This window comes from Herbaspirillum sp. GW822-FHT03A08 (genome assembly GCF_058801885.1).
This window is the reverse complement of record NZ_JBXANR010000002.1, coordinates 754,428-771,704: the sequence shown is the minus strand read 5'-3', so window position 1 is coordinate 771,704 and position 17,277 is coordinate 754,428. Positions and strand designations below refer to the sequence as shown.

Here is a 17,277-nt window from a genome sequence, read left to right as displayed (position 1 = left end):
TAATTGCACTAAATAATTTAAGCAGTTGCACTGGCCGGCTGCATTCCACGGCGCGGCAGATTTTTCATGTTAGACGCGATTATAAGCCAGGTCAGGGTCGCCACCGCACACATGACGAACACGGACGAGGCTCCGGCGTTTTGTTTCAACCATCCGCCCAGCGCGCCGCCGCAGAACAAGCCCAGCGCCTGCAGCGTGTTGTAGACACCGAGCGCCGTCCCCTTCGCCGCCGCCGGAGCAATGCGCGATACCAGCGACGGCTGGCAGGCTTCCAGAATGTTGAATGCGATGAAAAAAGCAAACAGCAGAAAGACCAGCACGCCCCAGTGCGCTGCAAAATGCGACAGCGTTGCCCACATGCCGATCTGCACGATCAGCAGCAGCGAGATGGCAGCCACGAAGACTTGCTTCATCATGCCGCGCTTCTCGCCGATGAACACCGGCGGCAGCATGAAGACGAATGAAGCCAGTACGACAGGCAGATAAATTTTCCAGTGATCGGCAACCGGCAGACCTGCATATTGCACCAATGCAGCAGGCAGCACGACGAACATTGCCATCTGCGTCATGTGCAGGGCGAACACGCCGAAGTTCAGACGCATCAGCTCGGCATGGCGCAGCACTTCACCGAACGGCACTTTTCTGGCTTTGACCATGGGCGCATCCGGCACGACGAACAAGACTACGCCGATCGCCGCCAGCGCCAGCACGCCGGTCAGTGAAAAAATTCCAGCCATGCCGATCAGCTTATAAAGCACCGGCGACGCGACCAGCGACACTGCAAACGTCAATCCGATCGAAGCGCCCACCATCGCCATGGCTTTGGTGCGATGTTCTTCGCGTGTCGAATCGGCGATGAACGCAGTCACCGCGGCAGAAATGGCGCCGGCGCCCTGGATCGCGCGGCCGATGATCACCCAGACGATGTCGTTGGCGCCAGCCGCAACAAAAGAACCAAGCGCAAACAAGATCAGTCCAATAACAATCACGCGCTTGCGTCCGTATTTATCGGAGGCAATGCCGAAAGGAATCTGTCCGAATGATTGCGCCAAGCCGTAAATTCCCATGGCCAGGCCGACCATTGCCGCATTCTCGCCGCCGGACATGCCTTTGGCGTGCACTGCAAACACCGGCAGGATCAGAAACAGTCCCAGCATGCGCAAGGCGAAAATCGACGCAAGCGATGCGCTGGCGCGAACTTCGGCGCCGGACATGGCGGCTTTCTGTACGGATTCGGAGGTGGTGGAATTCATGAGTTTGAGATGACGGCTGGGCGAGCAGGTGGAGCAATGACTGAACCAAAAAATCAGGCTGCGTTGGCAAGTATCCAAACCCGATATGGTATCAGCAATCAAACTGCCGACCGCCTTTAAAGTCATGTTCAACGGGCAAATTTCATCGAAAAATTAGCAATTTTGCTGACTTTTATCAGCATTCGTATTTGTAACAACATGTATCAAAGATGCCATTTATGTAACAATGCGTAATTGCTCAATGCGGCCGGATAACGGCTTTTACTCGCTTTCAATTTCATGCTTTCGCCAGTTCGCTTTCCTTATCAACAGCCTTATCAGACAAGACTTACGTCGCGCACCGGGTGGTCGCTGCTGGCACTGATCGCTTGTCTTTACTTGCTTCCCGGCATCATCGGCCACGGCCCCTGGAAACAGGACGAGGGGTACAGCTTCGGCGTGATCCATCACATGCTGATGACGGGCGAATACCTGGTCCCGACCAACGCCGGCCAGCCGTTCATGGAAAAGCCGCCGCTGTATTACTGGACGGCGGTCGCCTTCGCCACAGCGCTGCATCCCTGGCTGAACTATGCCGACGGTGCGCGTGCGACCAGCGTGTTCTACATGCTGATCACCTTTTACTTTGTCGCCCTGATCGCCCGAACGGCATGGCGCGAAGACAACTTCTTTAACCTGCGCGTGCTGGGCACCCTGACGCTGTTTGCCGGAACAGCAGGGGTGGTCAAGCATTCGCATGACATGTTTACCGATGTGTCGCTGGTGTGCGGCGGCGCGATCGCCATGTATGGCCTGCTGCAAATCGCTCTGAATGAACAGGCGAAGACACCCAGGTTGTCTGCTGCGCTCTGGTTCGGCCTGGGCGTCGGCATCGCGGAAATGTCCAAGGGGCTGTTCGTGCCGATTGTCTATGCCGCCACTGCCTTCTGGGTCGGCATCCTCGTGCGCGAATGCCGTTCTTGGTCTTATCTGCGCATGGTCGGTCTCGCGGTGCTGATGGCGCTGCCGTTCTTCCTGATCTGGCCGGCGCTGCTGGCGCAGCATTCAATGCCGCTGTTCATGGAATGGTTCTGGGATAACAACGTCGGCCGTTTTTTCGGTTTCTCCGTACGCAAGCTGGGTTCCGACAACGATTCGACCGTGGTTTTCCGCGCCTTGTCCGGCTTTGCCATGCCTGGCACGCCGCTGGCGATATTGGCGCTGCTCGGCGGCGGCTGGCGGCACATCCGGCAACCGCGCGTAGCCATCCCGGTCGTGTTTATCGCCATTTGCGTTGCGATCCTGCAGATGTCGGCGACGGCGCGCCAGTTGTATTTGTTGCCACTGGTGCTGCCGCTTTGCCTGCTGGGTTCCGGCGTCGTTGAGCGCCTGCCTTTCTGGATCTCGTTGACCTGGGACTGGTTCTCGCGCTTGTTCTTCGGCGTGGTGACGAGTCTGCTCTGGGCTATTTACATCATTTCCGCCGGGCCGCCGGAGTACCACTATCATCTCACCTACCTGGGAAAATGGCTGCCGCTGGCCTATGTCACGCCGATGCAGCCGGCCGCTCTGGCCGGCGCCATCCTCGTCACGCTGACCTGGCTGGCATGCCTGACCAAGCTCGGGCAATGCGGTAAATGGCGCGGCGCGTTCAGCTGGTTTGCCGGCATCACGATGATGTGGGGCGTCGCATTTACGCTGATACTGCCCTGGGGCGACTATGCCAAGAGTTATGAATACGTCTACGAAGACCTGCAAACCGAACTGACATCGGCATGGCGCCAGGGCGATTGCATGGCCAGCATCAGCCTGGGCGAAACGGAAGCGCCGATGCTGCTCTACTACACCGGTATCCTGCATCAACCCATCGACAAGACACGAGAAACCGCGTGCCGCTGGGTCATCGTCCAGCATCCCTTCGGTATCGGCACGCCGCAAGGCGACTGGCGCCAGTTCTGGAAAGGCTCGCGCGACGGCGACGAACAGACCTTCACCGTCTATCAGCGCCAGACGCCCACGTCAGCAGCATCCGCAGCCGCAAACTAGTCTTGCCGCGCCCGTGCGGCATAGGGCAGGACTTCTTCCGGCCTGACGACATCAGCCGCAAATGGTGAGTCCTGATATAGTAATAGGTTGATCCTCCATTCAATGTTCATATGAGCACTGAATGGAAAACTTACGCTGAAGGCATCCATGGAAGAAATTCGCATTCGCGGCGCACGCACGCACAATCTGAAGAACATCAGCCTCGACTTACCACGCAACAAACTGATCGTAATCACCGGCCTGTCGGGATCGGGAAAATCGTCGCTGGCATTCGATACGCTGTACGCAGAAGGCCAGCGGCGCTATGTCGAGTCGCTCTCTTCCTATGCGCGCCAGTTCCTGCAGTTGATGGAGAAGCCCGACGTCGACATGATCGAAGGCCTGTCGCCGGCGATCTCGATTGAGCAGAAGGCGACTTCGCACAATCCGCGCTCGACCGTCGGCACCGTCACTGAAATCCACGATTACCTGCGCTTGCTGTACGCACGCGTGGGCACGCCTTATTGCCCCGACCATCCGGAAAATCCGCTGGCGGCGCAATCGGTCTCGCAGATGGTCGATGCCGTGCTGGCCATGCCGGAAGACACCAAGCTGATGATCCTGGCGCCCGTGGTTGCCAACCGCAAGGGCGAACACGTCGATCTGTTTGAACAGATGCAGGCGCACGGCTTTGTGCGCTTCCGCATCCAGAGCGGCACCGGTACGGCGAAAGTGTATGAAATCGACGACCTGCCGAAACTGAAGAAAACCGAGAAGCACACCATCGACGTCGTCATTGATCGCGTCAAGGTCAAGGAAGACATCAAGCAACGTCTGGCGGAAAGTTTCGAAACCGCACTGCGCATCGCCGAAGGCCGCGCCATTGCGCTGGAGATGGATACCGGCAAGGAACACCTGTATTCCAACAAATTCGCCTGCCCGGTCTGCGGCTATTCGCTGCAAGAGCTGGAGCCGCGCCTGTTTTCGTTCAACAACCCGATGGGCGCCTGCCCGGAATGCGACGGTTTGGGCCACATCGAATTCTTCGATCCCAAGCGCATCGTCGCCTTCCCCAATCTGTCGCTGGCCAGCGGCGCGATCAAGGGCTGGGACCGCCGCAATCAGTTCTACTTCCAGATGCTGTCGAATCTGGCGGCGTTCTACGAGTTCGACATCGATATCCCGTTCGAACAATTGCCGGAAAAAGCGCAGCAAGTGATTCTGTACGGTTCCGGCCGCCAGACCGTACCGTTCACCTACGTGAACGAGCGCGGCCGCACCGTGATCAAGGAACACACCTTCGAAGGCGTGGTCACCAACCTGCAGCGCCGTTATCGCGAAACCGATTCGATGGCGGTCAAGGAAGAACTGGCCAAGTTCATCAACGAAAAAGAATGCCCGTCCTGCCAGGGTGCGCGTCTGCGCGTGGAAGCGCGTTTCGTCAAGATCGGCACCGGCCGTCAGCAACGCGCGATTTATGAAGTCGCCGCCACGCCGCTGCGCGAAACCCTGTCCTTCTTTGAGAACCTGAAGCTGACCGGCGCCAAGAAAGAAATCGCCGATCGCATCATCAAGGAAATCATCTCGCGCCTGACCTTCCTCAACAACGTCGGCCTCGATTATCTGTCGCTGGAGCGCAGCGCGGATACGCTGTCCGGCGGCGAAGCGCAACGCATCCGCCTGGCATCGCAGATCGGTTCCGGCCTGACCGGCGTAATGTATGTGCTGGACGAACCGTCGATCGGCCTGCATCAGCGCGATAACGATCGCCTGATCGGCACGCTCAAGCATTTGCGCGACATCGGCAACAGCGTGCTGGTGGTGGAGCATGACGAAGACGCGATCCGCACCGCGGACTATGTGGTCGACATGGGTCTGGGCGCCGGCGTGCACGGCGGCGACATCATCGCCCAGGGCACGCTGGAAGACATCCTCAAGAGCAAGAAATCGCTGACCGCCAAATACCTCAACGGCTCGCTGGAAATCAGCGTGCCGAAGAAACGCACACCGTCCGATCCGGAGCGCCAGCTGACCATCACCGGCGCCACCGGCAATAACCTGAAAAATGTCAGCTTCGACCTGCCTGTCGGCCTGCTGACCTGCGTGACCGGTGTGTCCGGCTCGGGCAAGTCGACGCTGGTCAACGACACGCTGTATCTGGCGGCATCGCGCCATCTGTACGGTTCGCAAACCGAGCCGGCCGAGCATGAATCGATCAGCGGCTTGGAACACTTCGACAAAGTAATCTCGGTCGACCAGGCGCCGATCGGCCGCACACCGCGCTCGAATCCGGCGACCTACACCGGTCTGTTCACACCGATCCGCGATCTGTTTGCGACCGTGCCTGCCGCCAAGGAACGCGGCTACAGCGCCGGACGCTTCTCGTTCAACGTCAAGGGCGGCCGCTGCGAATCCTGCCAGGGCGATGGGGTTATCAAGGTCGAGATGCACTTCCTGCCGGACGTCTACGTGCCGTGCGACGTCTGCCACGGCAAGCGTTACAACCGCGAAACGCTGGAAGTACAGTACAAGGGCAAGAACATCACCGAGATTCTTGAGATGACGGTGGAAGATGCGCACACATTCTTCCTGCCGGTGCCGCTGATCGCGCGCAAGCTGCAAACCCTGCTCGACGTCGGCCTCGGCTACATCAAGCTAGGCCAGAGCGCGACCACGCTGTCGGGCGGCGAAGCACAGCGCGTCAAGCTGTCGCTGGAACTGTCCAAGCGGGATACCGGGCGTACACTGTACATTCTGGACGAGCCGACCACCGGTCTGCATTTCCACGATATCGATCTGCTGCTGAAGGTGATCCACCGTCTGCGCGACCAGGGCAATACGGTCACCATCATCGAACACAACCTCGACGTCATCAAGACCGCCGACTGGATCATCGACCTCGGCCCTGAAGGCGGTGCAGGCGGCGGCAAGATCATCGCCACCGGCACGCCGGAAGATGTCGCCAAGAATCCGGAAAGCATCACCGGACATTACCTGGCGCCGTTGCTGAAAAAGAAAAAGTAAGACCGATAAGTAAGACAGTTCAGGAATTAGGATTGATTGCCATGGAAACGCTGCTTTCCTCAGCCCAGATCGAGGATTTCCGCAAAGACGGTTATCTGCTGCTCAAGGGCTTTGCCCCTGCCGAAGCTTGCGACGACATGCTCGCCGTCACGCGCGAGCATGTCCGGCAAGCCGTCGCACCGCTGGAGTACGAAGCTGAAGTCGGTTATGCAGGCGCGCCGTCCTCGCTGGATGCGCCGGGCGGCCGTACGGCGCGCCGTCTACGTGCGGCCTGGCAGCGCGATGGCCATTTCCGCGCATGGGCTTCCGATCCGCGGCTGGTGACGGCACTGCATCAGCTGTTTGAAGAACCGGTGTGCGTCACGCTGTCGCATCACAACTGCGTGATGACCAAGCACCCGACCTTCGGCACGGCGACCGGCTGGCATCGCGATATCCGTTATTGGTCGTTCCCGCGCAATGAACTGATCTCGGTCTGGCTGGCGCTGGGTCCGGAAAACACCGGCAACGGCGGCCTCAGGTTCATCCCCGGTTCACACCTGCTGCAATTGCAGCCGGAGCAAATGGACGAGCTCGACTTCCTGCGTCCGGAGGTGCCCGCCAATCAGGCATTGTTTGCGCAGGGAATTTCCGTGCCGCTGGAAAAAGGCGACGTGGTGCTGTTCCACAGCGGCCTGTTCCATGCCGCCGGCAAAAACAATTCAGAGCAGATCAAATCGTCGGTGGTGTTTGCTTATCACGGCCAGAGCAATCCGCCGGTTCCGGGCACCCGTTCGGCGGCGTCGGACGATATCCTGCTCGACTGAATGCCATACTGAAGCGGAGCGCTCTCGGCGCGCAAACTAAAAAGGGATTGCCATCGCGGCAATCCCTTTTTTACATCCTCAGCGCTGTCGTTCAGGCATCAGCGAGCTTTCTCAGAACTCAGAACTGCTCCCAGTCGTCATCGCTGGTTTTGCTGCCATGGCTGACGCTGCTGGCGGTCAGGGCCGGCGCAGTCGATTTTGCCGGTTTGACGGCGACGGCTTTTTTCGGCGCAGCAGCCGGTGCGGAAGAAACCGCCGCAGGCCGCGGCGTGACATTAACCGTTCTTGCCGGTGCGACGGCGAGTTGCTGCGTACCGCTGATCTTGAACACGCTCACCACCTGCGTCAGACGCTGTGCCTGATCCTGCAAGGACTGCGCAGCGGCAGCAGCCTCCTCCACCAGCGCGGCGTTTTGCTGCGTGGTCTCATCCATCTGCGTGATGGCGCGATTGACTTCTTCGATGCCTGAGCTTTGCTCCTGGCTTGCGGCGGTAATTTCACCCATGACGTCAGTCACGCGTTTGACGCTGGCGACCACTTCATCCATGGTGACGCCGGCCTGCTCGACCAGCTTGCTGCCTTCACCGACTTTTTGCACGGAGTCGTCGATGAGCGTCTTGATTTCCTTGGCAGCGGCGGCACTGCGTTGCGCCAGGCTGCGTACTTCGCTGGCGACGACGGCAAAACCGCGGCCCTGCTCGCCGGCGCGCGCTGCTTCGACAGCCGCGTTCAGCGCCAGGATATTGGTCTGGAATGCGATGCCGTCAATCACGCTGATGATGTCGACAATTTTTTTGGACGAGTCATTGATGGTGTTCATGGTGATGACTACCTTGCTCACGACGTTGCCGCCCTCTTCCGCGATTTGCGACGCGGATGCGGCCAGCTGATTTGCCTGGCGCGCATTGTCGGCATTCTGCTTGACGGTCGATGTCAACTCCTCCATCGCCGATGCCGTCTCTTCCAGCGAACCCGCCTGGCTTTCAGTGCGGGCGGAGAGATCGAGGTTGCCGGTGGCGATTTCGCTCGATGCCGTCGTGATGGTGTCGGTGCTGACGCGCACTTCGCCGACGATCTGCTGCAGGCGCCCGTTCATGGTTTGCAGCGCCTCCATCAACTGGCCGGCTTCGTCGCGTGAATGCACTTCAATCGTTTGCGTGAGGTCGCCGTCGGCAACGCCTTTCGCCACCTTCACTGCTTCATTCAATGGACCTGAAATCGCTCGCACCAGCCAGATGCCCATGATGATCGCAACCGAAATGCCGACCACGATGGCGGCGATGGTGATGGTCAGAAAAGTCTGATAACGCGCCTGCGACTGGTCATACAAATCCTTACTGACATTTTGCTGCAAGGTCACCAGTTGCTTCATCGTGACGTTGATCTGCTTGAACTGCTCCAGCATGGGGCCGTTGTACAAATCCGTCGCGCCCTGGAAATCTCGATTATGCAGCGCTTCCATGGCCGGTTTGACGCCGTCGGCGATGAACTTCTTTTGCTGCGCGGTGAATTGCTCGGCCAGTTTGGTCTCTGCCGGCGTCAGATAGGTGCCAAGATATTCTTTCCAGACCTTGTCCCCTTCTTTGAGGACCTTTTCAAGGTTGTCCATGCTCTTGTCGATTTCATTTGAATCGCCAACGATCGCGGTGGAAATCGTGTAACGCCCGGCGTCAACCGCATCGGTCACCTGACCGAGCTGGATCAATGCCACGACGCGATCTTCGTACAGAGATTTGAGATCGATGTTGGTTCTTTGCAAACTCACCAGACCGACTATGCCAAAAATGGCAAGCAATACTGAAAGAAAGCTGACAACGAAGATGAGGCGCGCCTTGATGGAAAGATTTTTGAGCATGAGAACGTCCTTAGAATGACTTGATAAGCACACTGAGCGCTTGTATCAGTTTCCAAGCATTTCCCATACCAAGATACGTGGAATAAAGCCCTCCTCCGGGCGCAATTCAACGAATCGAGGGCGGCAGTCCCATCCATAAACCAAGCGGCACGAAAATCAGTGCAGCAAGGTTGCCCATGAGCACGATGGAGGCGACTTTGTCGGGTTCCTGGCGATATTGTTCAGCCACCATGAAACACAGCACCGCCGGCGGCAAGGCCGCGAACAGATACATCTGTCCGCGTTGTCCGACTGTCAACGGCAACACCTGATCGAGCAGGAAGGCGACGATCAAACCCACCAGTGGACAGGTCGCCGCGCCGACCAGACCGATGTGCCAGCTTTTAAAGCTGATATCCATCATGCGCACGCCCAGCGCAAACAGCATGATGGGAATGCTGGCTTCGCCCAGCAGTTTCATCGCGGAGAAAATGGGCGCTGGCAGCGGCACGTGGAAGGCGGCAAACAAGACGCCCAGCACCATGGCAATCATGATCGGACTCCTGAACAACCGCAGCAGCGAACCGGGCCTGGTGTCGCGGCCATGCTGCAGCATTTTGACGCCGAGCGAAAAATAGATGAAGGTCGCCGCCGTGAACAAGGCCACCGCCGCCGACAGGCTCTCGGGGCCGAAAGCCAGCAGCATCAGCGGCACGCCCATGTTGCCGCCATTGTTGTACATCATGGGCGGCAGGAAGGTGCGCTTGTCGTAGCCAAGCAATCTGGCGACCGGCCACGCCAGCAAACCCGACCCCAGCGATATCAGGACGCTGGCGAGGATCAGCCAGCCGTTGTGCACCATGTCGAAATCCTTGGCCGCCAGCGCGCTGAAGACCATCAGCGGCGCCAGCACCTCCATCGATACGCGATTGACCGAAGCCATGTCGGAACGCACCACTTCACCGCGCCAGCGCGCGTAGCCATATCCGATGGCGATGATGGCGAAGACGGGGAGGATGATGCCGGTGATGCGCTCGATGATTTCCATTGTCTATTTCTTCAGCAAGCGCTTTTCCGCTCTCAGGATGTTTTCCGCCGTGCCGCGCAAGACCAGGATGTCGTCGGTCTGCAATTGCGTGTCAGGAGTGAAATCGAGGCGCAGTTTGCCGCGCCGGAGCATGGTGACTTCGATGTCGAATTGTTCCAGCGCGACCTGATACAAGGTCTTGCCGATGGCGCTGGCGCCTTCGCCGAGCACCACCGATTCGAGGCGCACGTTGAGGCTGTCGTTGTCTTCCGGCACATCCGACGCGCCGTGAAAGTAGCCGCGCAGCGAGGTGTAGCGTTCATCGCGGGCGCGCTGCACGCGGTGCACCACGCGACGCAGCGGTACGCCCAGCATCACCAGCGCGTGGGAAGCCAGCATCAGGCTGCCTTCCAATGCTTCCGGCACGACCTCGGTGGCGCCTGCCGCGAGCAGCTTGTCGAGATCAGCATCGTCGTGACTGCGCACGATCACCGGCAGTGTCGGCACCAGTTCATTGGCGTGATGCAAAACTTTTAACGCCGACGGCGTGCTGGCATAGGTGACCACCAGCGCTGCGGCGCGGTGAATGCCCGCGGCCACCAGGCTTTCACGGCGGGCGGCGTCGCCGTACGAGACATTGGCGCCGGCGACCTGAGTGTCATGCACCAGATCCGGATCCATCTCCAGCGCGTGATAAGGAATGCCCTCTTCGTCGAGCAGCTTGGCCAGACTCTGGCCGCTGCGGCCGAAGCCGGCGATGATGACGTGCTTGCGGCTCGACATGGTGCGCGTGGCGAGCTGCGTCAGCGCCAGCGATTGCAGCATCCATTCATTGGCCGACAGCTTCATGACAATAGCGTCGGATTTGGCGAGGATGAACGGTGCGGCCAGCATCGACAGCACCATGGACGCCAGAATCACCTGGATCAGCAAGGGATCCATCAACTGCAAGCCGCCGGCCTGATTCAGCAACACGAAGCCGAATTCACCGGCCTGCGCCAGCGCCAGACCGGTGCGCAAGGCGACGCCGGTGGTCGATCCGAACAGCTTGGCCAGGCCGGCAATCAATACGAACTTGAGCAGCACCGGACCGATCAGCAGCAACAGAACCAGCCACCAGTGCTCCAGCACCAGATGCACATTGAGCAGCATGCCGATGGTAATGAAGAACAAGCCGAGCAGGACGTCACGGAAGGATTTGATGTCTTCCTCCACCTGATGCTTGTATTCAGTCTCGGAAATCAGCATCCCGGCGATGAAGGCGCCCAGCGCCAGCGACAGGCCGGCTTTTTCGGTGATCCATGCCGCGCCCAGCGTGATCATCAGCAGGTTCAGCATGAACAATTCCTGCGACCGCCGCTTGACGACGATCTGGAACCAGCTGCGCATCAGCTTTTGTCCGAAGAACAACAGCAAGGCCAGCACTACTACCGCCTTGGTGGTCGCCCAACCCAAGGTGACGGCGAGGTTGCCGGTGTTCTTCGCCAGCGCCGGCACGATGATCAGCAGCGGCACCAGCGCCAGATCCTGGAACAGGAGGATGCCGAGGATGCGGCGGCCGTGCTCGGTTTCCAGCTCCAGCCGTTCAGTCAGCAGTTTGGAGACGATCGCGGTGGACGACATGGCCAGCGCGCCGCCCAGCGCAAAGGCGGCCGGCCAGCTGATATTGTGCAGTTGCGGCAGGATGTAGGCGGTACTCCAGCCGAACACCATGGCCACCGCGATGGTCGCCAGCACCTGCGCGACGCCCAGTCCGAAGACGATATGGCGCATCGACGAGAGCTTGGGCAGAGAGAATTCCAGCCCGATCGAGAACATCAGGAACACTACGCCGAACTCGGCCAGGGCATGGGTGGTTTCGTTGTCTTCAGCAAAACCGAGCCCGTGCGGGCCGATGACGATGCCGACCACCAGATAGCCCAGCATCGGCGGCAGGTGAAACATTCGAAAAGCGACGACACCGAGCACTGCGGCGCCGAGCAGGAAAAGTGTGAGTTCCAGACCAGAAAACATGGATTAGAAAACGAAGCAATTTTTATAGGTGAAGGCCATACGGCCTGTTAAGCCAGAACCATGCCTGCCTTGCGGTCATCGATCTGATTTGGTGCATTATTGCGACACGCCCGTCCCGTCTGCATTTCAGCCGTATACTCAGCCTTCGGGATGGCCGATTGCGGCCGCAACGCTCCCCAAATACACCCATGGCGCTACACGAGGTTACATCTGGCAAGTTTTTTGCTTTCGTAATTCGTTTATACTTCGGTTATGAGTGTAACCGAACATAAAATCTTGCCAAAAGCTTTTTCTACCGAAAGCGCACAGCGCGCGCTGAGTCTCGCCCGTCAAACCCTGCAAATCGAGGCCGACGCCATTCTGGCGCTCAAGGCCCGGATGTCGGACAACGCCGATGAACCGCTGGCCCGCGCCGTCGGCGTCTTGCTGGAATGCAAAGGCCGCGTGGTGGTCTCCGGCATCGGCAAATCCGGCCATATCGGCCGCAAAATCGCGGCGACCTTTGCCTCGACCGGTACCCCCGCGCTGTTCATGCATCCGGCGGAAGCGGCGCACGGCGACCTGGGCATGGTCACGCCAAATGACGTTTTCATCGCTATTTCCAATTCCGGCGAAACCGCCGAGCTGATGGCCATCGTGCCGATCATCAAGCGCATGGGCGCCTACCTGATCGCCATGACCGGCAATGACGAATCCAGCCTTGCGCTATTGTCGGCAATTCATCTGAACGTCGGCGTCGACAAGGAAGCCTGTACGCTGAACCTGGCGCCTACCGCAAGCACCACTGCCACGCTGGCCATGGGCGACGCGCTGGCAGTGTCCCTGCTGGACGCACGCGGCTTCATGGAAGAAGACTTTGCCCGCTCGCACCCGGGCGGCGCACTCGGCCGCCGTCTGCTGACGCACGTGCGCGATGTGATGCGTACCGGCGACGCCATTCCGGCGGTCACGCCTGACGTGTCGCTGTCGGCCGCCTTGATGGAAATCACCCGCAAGGGCATGGCGATGACCGCCGTGGTCGATGATCAAAACCATCCGATCGGCGTATTCACCGACGGCGACCTGCGCCGCCTGCTTGAACGCGGCGAAGATTTCACCAAGTCGTCCATTGCCGACGTCATGCACCGCGGTCCGCGCACCATCACGCCGGATCAATTGGCGGTCGATGCCGTTCAGCTGATGGAGGAATTCCGCATTAACCAGGTGCTGGTGGCCGACGCTGCCGGCAAACTGGTCGGCGCCCTGCATATCCACGATCTGACCCGCGCCAAGGTGATCTGATGGCCGACCGATTCAGTACGGCCGGTGCCGCCGCCATTGCCAACGCCAAGCAAGTCCGGCTGATGATTTTTGACGTCGATGGCGTGCTGACGGACGGCGGTTTGTATTACGGCCCCGACGGTGAACCAATCAAACGCTTCAACGCGCTCGACGGCCACGGCATCAAGATGCTGCAGCAGTTCGGCGGCATTGCCACGGCGATCATCACCGCGCGCCAGTCGCCTATCGTCTTGCGCCGCGCCAAGGATCTGGGTATCGCGCATGTATTTCAAGGCGTACACGACAAACGCATCGCCTTCGCACAGCTGCTGGAACAGACCGGTATCCCGGCATCCGCCTGCGGCTATCTCGGCGACGATGTGATCGATCTGCCTGTACTCACCAAAGTCGGCTTCACCGCCTGCGTGGCCAACGGTCACCATGACGTCAAGCAACGCGTCGACTACATCACCGAAAGCTTCGGCGGCAACGGTGCCGCCCGCGAGCTGTGCGATTTCATCCTGACGGTGCAAGGCCATTACGAGACGGCGCTGGCCGGTTATCTTGCATGAGCAACCACAGCGGCGAACGCGCAGCGCAGCGCATCCGATTGGCCATCATCGTCGCCGTCCTCGCGGCGCTGGCGCTGGCCAGCTTCTGGGTGCTGCAAGTCCTGCGCAGCAACAGCGACGGCGCACTCACGACACGTCCAAGCAGCAAGCCGGACTATTACGTCGAGCAGTTCAGCTACGTCAAAATGTCGGAAACCGGCCAGCCGCGCTACGACATCACCGGCGCCAGGATGGTCCACTTCCCCGCTGACGATTCATTTGAAGTGACGAAGCCTGTCATCACCACCTTGTCGGAAGAGAAAGCGCCGATGACGCTGTACTCGCAACGAGCAAGAATTGAAGACGACAACAGCAAGATTCACATGTACGGCGACGTCAACGGCAACCGCGCAGCCACCGCAAAATCCGAGAACATGCACTTGAAGACCGAATATCTGTTGCTGTTGCCGGATGACGATATTGCAAAAACGGACAAGCCGGTGGAGCTGACCATGGGTGCGTCCATCATGACCGGCACCGGCATGATCGCCAACAATGCAACACAGGAATTCCAGTTACTCCACAATGTCCGCGGCACGTACCAGCCGCGTGTACGCTAGCCACAAGCCAGTCGGCACAACCAAGCGAGATACTTGCGCAGGATGATATGAAAACGAATCTTTTATTGCCTCTGCTGACCCTGCTCCTGATGAGCACAAGCAGCATCGTTCGCGCTGAAAAAGCCGACACCGAGAAGCCGACCCGCATCGAAGCCGAGCAGATGGTGTATGACGACGTCAAACAGGTGAAAACCTTCACCGGCAACGTCATCCTTACTCGCGGCACCTTGCTGATCAAGGCCGGCAAGGTCGTATTGACCACCGACCCGGCCGGCTACGAGTTCGCCATTCTGTACGCGGCGCCCGGCCAGCTCGCCAGCTTCCGCCAGAAACGTGACGGCGGTCCGAACCTGTGGATCGAAGGACAGGCAGAGCGCATCGAATACAGCGAGAAAACCGAAATCTCGAAATTGTTTACACGCGCGCATATGCAGCGCATGGACGGCCCGCGCGTGACGGATGAAGTCAACGGCGAGTTCATCTCCTACGACAGCCGCGCCGAGTTCTATTCGGTCAACAACACCAATACCGGCGAGAGCAAGCCGGGTGGCGGCCGCATCACGGCGATCATCCAGCCGCGCGTCGATCCTCCGAAGGGACAATAAGATGGCGACAAGTTCTCTGGTCGTCCGCGGACTGCAAAAAAGCTATGGTGCGCGCCAGGTCGTGCGCGATGTATCGCTTGAGGTGGAAAGCGGCGAAGTGGTCGGCTTGCTCGGTCCCAACGGCGCCGGCAAGACAACGTCGTTCTACATGATCGTCGGCCTGGTGCCGTCAGACGGCGGTGAAATCGATCTGGACGGCGCCGATATCTCGCGCCTGCCGATTCACCAGCGCGCCTCGATGGGCCTGTCTTATCTGCCGCAAGAAGCATCCGTGTTCCGCAAGCTGACCGTGGAAGACAATATCCGCGCCGTGCTGGAACTGCGCCGGGAAAACGGCAAGCCGCTGAGCCGCGATGAAATCGAAGGCCGTCTCAACAACCTGCTGCACGAATTGCAAATCGAGAAGCTGCGTGAAAGCCAGGCCTTGTCGTTGTCCGGTGGTGAACGCCGCCGCGTTGAAATCGCGCGCGCACTGGCGACCGACCCGCGCTTTGTGCTGCTGGATGAACCGTTCGCCGGTATCGATCCGATTGCAGTGATCGAAATTCAGCGTATCGTGCGCTTTCTCAAGGAACGCGGCATCGGCGTGCTGATCACCGACCACAACGTGCGCGAAACGCTCGGCATCTGCGACCGCGCCTACATCATCAATCAGGGCACCGTGCTGGCCAGCGGCAGCCCTGACGACATCATCGCCAATGAATCCGTACGCCGCGTGTATCTCGGCGAACACTTCCGCATGTAAGGCCACAGGCCGATTCAATGAAACAATCTCTCCAGTTACGCACATCCCAGCATCTGGCATTGACGCCGCAGTTGCAGCAGTCGATCCGTCTGCTGCAATTGTCGACGCTGGAACTGCATCAGGAACTGGAACAAATCCTTTCCGACAATCCGCTGCTGGAACGTCTCGACGACGCGCTCGACAACTCCGTGCGCCTGCTGGCCGACGGCGCCATCAGCTCGACGCCTGCCGAACAGGCCAATCCGGCCGAAAACGTCGTCAGCAGCGCGCCGACCGAAGCGGAGTCGGCCGAACACGCCGACAGTCTCGGCGGCGATGACAACAATGTCAGCGGCGATGCCGAGTGGAGTTTCGACGACGTCGCCCGCACCGGTAAAACGCCCGACGATGAAGACGCGCGCCCGCAACTGGAAGCGCATACCGTCACGCTGCGCGAGCATCTGCTGGAACAGGCGCGCCTGACCGTGCGCATGCTGCGCGACCGCGCGCTGGTCGAACTGATCATCGACGCACTCGACGATCACGGCTACCTGGAAGAGCCGCTGGAAGACATCCTCGCGCGCCTGCCGGAAGAACTTGAGATCGAGCTGGAAGAACTCTCCATTGCGCTCAAGCTGCTGCAAAGTTTCGACCCGGCCGGCGTCGGCGCCCGCAGCGCATCGGAATGCCTGGCGCTGCAGATCAAACGTCTGCCGAAAGTTGCCTTTGTCACACGCCGTCTGGCGCTGACGATAGTCGAGGAGTGTTTACCTTTATTTGCTCAAAGAGATTTCAACAAAATCAAGAAAGCACTCGGCTGCGACGACGAAGACTTGCGAGAAGCACAAGCCGTTATCCGTCAGTGCAATCCGCATCCCGGATCCGCTTTCGCGTCGGAAACTTCCGACTATGTTGTGCCCGATGTGATTGTCAAAGCGACCAAAGACGGCTGGCAGGTTTTGCTCAACCACGACGTCATGCCGCGCCTGCGCGTGAATGCGATGTACGCCAATGCCATGAAGCAAACCAAGGGCGACGGATCGCTCGGTTCGCAGTTGCAGGAAGCCAAGTGGCTCATCAAAAACATGCGGCAACGCTTCGACACAATTTTGCGTGTCGCACAGGCAATTGTTGAACGGCAACGCAACTTTTTTTCTCATGGGGCAGTTGCCATGCGCCCCCTTGTGTTGCGCGAAATAGCTGATACACTAGGTCTACACGAGAGCACTATTTCTCGTGTAACGACTCAGAAGTACATGCTGACACCGCATGGCATGTTTGAGTTGAAATACTTCTTCGGCAGCCACGTCGCAACGGAAACAGGAGGAGAAGCATCCTCCACCGCGATACGGGCTCTCATCAAACAACTGATAGGAGCAGAAGACCCTAAGAACCCACTCTCTGATAGCAAGATTGCAGATATGTTGGCGGAACAGGGCATGGTGGTGGCGCGGCGTACCGTCGCGAAATACCGCGAAGTGCTCAAGATCCCGCCGGTGAATCTCCGCAAATCTCTGTAAGTTTTTCTGTAGTAGCACCTGTTGCTGTGTTCTGGC

Annotated in this window: 13 protein-coding genes; 9 read left to right on the top strand and 4 right to left on the bottom strand. The window is 59.1% G+C overall.

Annotated elements, in window-relative coordinates; translation table 11 throughout:
• Nucleotides 1-17: 17 nt before the first annotated feature.
• A complete protein-coding gene (locus AC1RN6_RS08620; protein ID WP_493004756.1) occupies nt 18-1,214 on the bottom strand; it encodes an MFS transporter in 1,197 nt (398 codons plus the stop codon).
• A 318-nt stretch (nt 1,215-1,532) separates the two neighbouring features.
• Between AC1RN6_RS08620 and AC1RN6_RS08615 the strand changes: the two genes are divergently transcribed.
• The 3 genes from AC1RN6_RS08615 to AC1RN6_RS08605 all read left to right on the top strand — a co-directional run bounded on the left by AC1RN6_RS08615 (nt 1,533) and on the right by AC1RN6_RS08605 (nt 7,087).
• On the top strand, nt 1,533-3,278 hold the full coding sequence (locus tag AC1RN6_RS08615) for an ArnT family glycosyltransferase (protein WP_493004571.1): 1,746 nt from the start codon (nt 1,533-1,535) through the stop codon (nt 3,276-3,278).
• Nucleotides 3,279-3,425: 147 nt separating this feature from the next.
• Entirely contained in the window at nt 3,426-6,281 is a 2,856-nt protein-coding gene (gene uvrA / locus AC1RN6_RS08610; protein WP_493004569.1) for an excinuclease ABC subunit UvrA, read from the top strand.
• A 41-nt stretch (nt 6,282-6,322) separates the two neighbouring features.
• Nucleotides 6,323-7,087 carry a phytanoyl-CoA dioxygenase family protein gene (locus tag AC1RN6_RS08605; protein WP_493004567.1) on the top strand — a complete coding sequence of 255 codons (765 nt, stop codon included), beginning with the start codon at nt 6,323-6,325 and terminating at the stop codon, nt 7,085-7,087.
• Nucleotides 7,088-7,205: 118 nt separating this feature from the next.
• On the opposite strand, the gene AC1RN6_RS08600 is transcribed toward AC1RN6_RS08605, so the two are convergent.
• From AC1RN6_RS08600 to AC1RN6_RS08590, 3 genes are all read right to left on the bottom strand, one after another.
• A complete protein-coding gene (locus AC1RN6_RS08600) occupies nt 7,206-8,942 on the bottom strand; it encodes a methyl-accepting chemotaxis protein (protein WP_493004566.1) in 1,737 nt (578 codons plus the stop codon).
• A 106-nt stretch (nt 8,943-9,048) separates the two neighbouring features.
• Entirely contained in the window at nt 9,049-9,969 is a 921-nt protein-coding gene (locus AC1RN6_RS08595; RefSeq protein ID WP_493004564.1) for an AEC family transporter, read from the bottom strand.
• Between the two features lie 3 nt (nt 9,970-9,972).
• Complete coding sequence (locus AC1RN6_RS08590; RefSeq protein WP_493004562.1) at nt 9,973-11,961, bottom strand: cation:proton antiporter domain-containing protein; 1,989 nt, start codon at nt 11,959-11,961, stop codon at nt 9,973-9,975.
• 252 nt (nt 11,962-12,213) lie between these two features.
• Here AC1RN6_RS08590 and AC1RN6_RS08585 point away from each other — a divergent pair, with 252 nt between their 5' ends.
• Genes AC1RN6_RS08585 through AC1RN6_RS08560 form a run of 6 tightly spaced genes read left to right on the top strand, consistent with a single transcriptional unit; the run spans nt 12,214 to nt 17,241 of the window.
• Nucleotides 12,214-13,242 (top strand): KpsF/GutQ family sugar-phosphate isomerase, encoded by a 1,029-nt coding sequence (locus AC1RN6_RS08585; protein WP_493004560.1) that lies wholly within the window; start codon nt 12,214-12,216, stop codon nt 13,240-13,242.
• Nucleotides 13,242-13,793, top strand: coding sequence for a KdsC family phosphatase (locus AC1RN6_RS08580; RefSeq protein ID WP_493004558.1), 552 nt, complete (start codon nt 13,242-13,244; stop codon nt 13,791-13,793). Before AC1RN6_RS08585 ends, AC1RN6_RS08580 begins: the two co-directional genes overlap by 1 nt.
• Complete coding sequence (gene lptC, locus AC1RN6_RS08575) at nt 13,790-14,392, top strand: LPS export ABC transporter periplasmic protein LptC (RefSeq protein WP_493004556.1); 603 nt, start codon at nt 13,790-13,792, stop codon at nt 14,390-14,392. Before AC1RN6_RS08580 ends, lptC begins: the two co-directional genes overlap by 4 nt.
• A 47-nt stretch (nt 14,393-14,439) precedes the next feature.
• Entirely contained in the window at nt 14,440-14,997 is a 558-nt protein-coding gene (lptA, locus tag AC1RN6_RS08570) for a lipopolysaccharide transport periplasmic protein LptA (protein WP_493004555.1), read from the top strand.
• A 1-nt stretch (nt 14,998) separates the two neighbouring features.
• Nucleotides 14,999-15,742 (top strand): LPS export ABC transporter ATP-binding protein, encoded by a 744-nt coding sequence (lptB, locus tag AC1RN6_RS08565; protein ID WP_050476521.1) that lies wholly within the window; start codon nt 14,999-15,001, stop codon nt 15,740-15,742.
• 17 nt (nt 15,743-15,759) lie between these two features.
• The gene (locus AC1RN6_RS08560; protein WP_493004552.1) at nt 15,760-17,241 is read left to right on the top strand and encodes an RNA polymerase factor sigma-54; all 1,482 of its coding nucleotides are present in this window, start codon (nt 15,760-15,762) and stop codon (nt 17,239-17,241) included.
• Nucleotides 17,242-17,277 lie beyond the last annotated feature (36 nt).

What these genes read in the sequence shown, in the direction of transcription:
- AC1RN6_RS08605 (WP_493004567.1), top strand. Translation starts at nt 6,323, where the DNA reads ATGGAAACGCTGCTTTCCTCAGCCCAGATCGAGGATTTCCGCAAAGAC.
- AC1RN6_RS08615 (WP_493004571.1), top strand. Translation starts at nt 1,533, where the DNA reads ATGCTTTCGCCAGTTCGCTTTCCTTATCAACAGCCTTATCAGACAAGA.
- uvrA (WP_493004569.1), top strand. Translation starts at nt 3,426, where the DNA reads ATGGAAGAAATTCGCATTCGCGGCGCACGCACGCACAATCTGAAGAAC.
- AC1RN6_RS08560 (WP_493004552.1), top strand. Translation starts at nt 15,760, where the DNA reads ATGAAACAATCTCTCCAGTTACGCACATCCCAGCATCTGGCATTGACG.
- AC1RN6_RS08585 (WP_493004560.1), top strand. Translation starts at nt 12,214, where the DNA reads ATGAGTGTAACCGAACATAAAATCTTGCCAAAAGCTTTTTCTACCGAA.
- lptA (WP_493004555.1), top strand. Translation starts at nt 14,440, where the DNA reads ATGAAAACGAATCTTTTATTGCCTCTGCTGACCCTGCTCCTGATGAGC.
- lptB (WP_050476521.1), top strand. Translation starts at nt 14,999, where the DNA reads ATGGCGACAAGTTCTCTGGTCGTCCGCGGACTGCAAAAAAGCTATGGT.
- AC1RN6_RS08620 (WP_493004756.1), bottom strand. Translation starts at nt 1,214, where the DNA reads ATGTCCGGCGCCGAAGTTCGCGCCAGCGCATCGCTTGCGTCGATTTTC.
- AC1RN6_RS08600 (WP_493004566.1), bottom strand. Translation starts at nt 8,942, where the DNA reads ATGCTCAAAAATCTTTCCATCAAGGCGCGCCTCATCTTCGTTGTCAGC.
- AC1RN6_RS08595 (WP_493004564.1), bottom strand. Translation starts at nt 9,969, where the DNA reads ATGGAAATCATCGAGCGCATCACCGGCATCATCCTCCCCGTCTTCGCC.
- AC1RN6_RS08590 (WP_493004562.1), bottom strand. Translation starts at nt 11,961, where the DNA reads ATGTTTTCTGGTCTGGAACTCACACTTTTCCTGCTCGGCGCCGCAGTG.
- AC1RN6_RS08580 (WP_493004558.1), top strand. Translation starts at nt 13,242, where the DNA reads ATGGCCGACCGATTCAGTACGGCCGGTGCCGCCGCCATTGCCAACGCC.
- lptC (WP_493004556.1), top strand. Translation starts at nt 13,790, where the DNA reads ATGAGCAACCACAGCGGCGAACGCGCAGCGCAGCGCATCCGATTGGCC.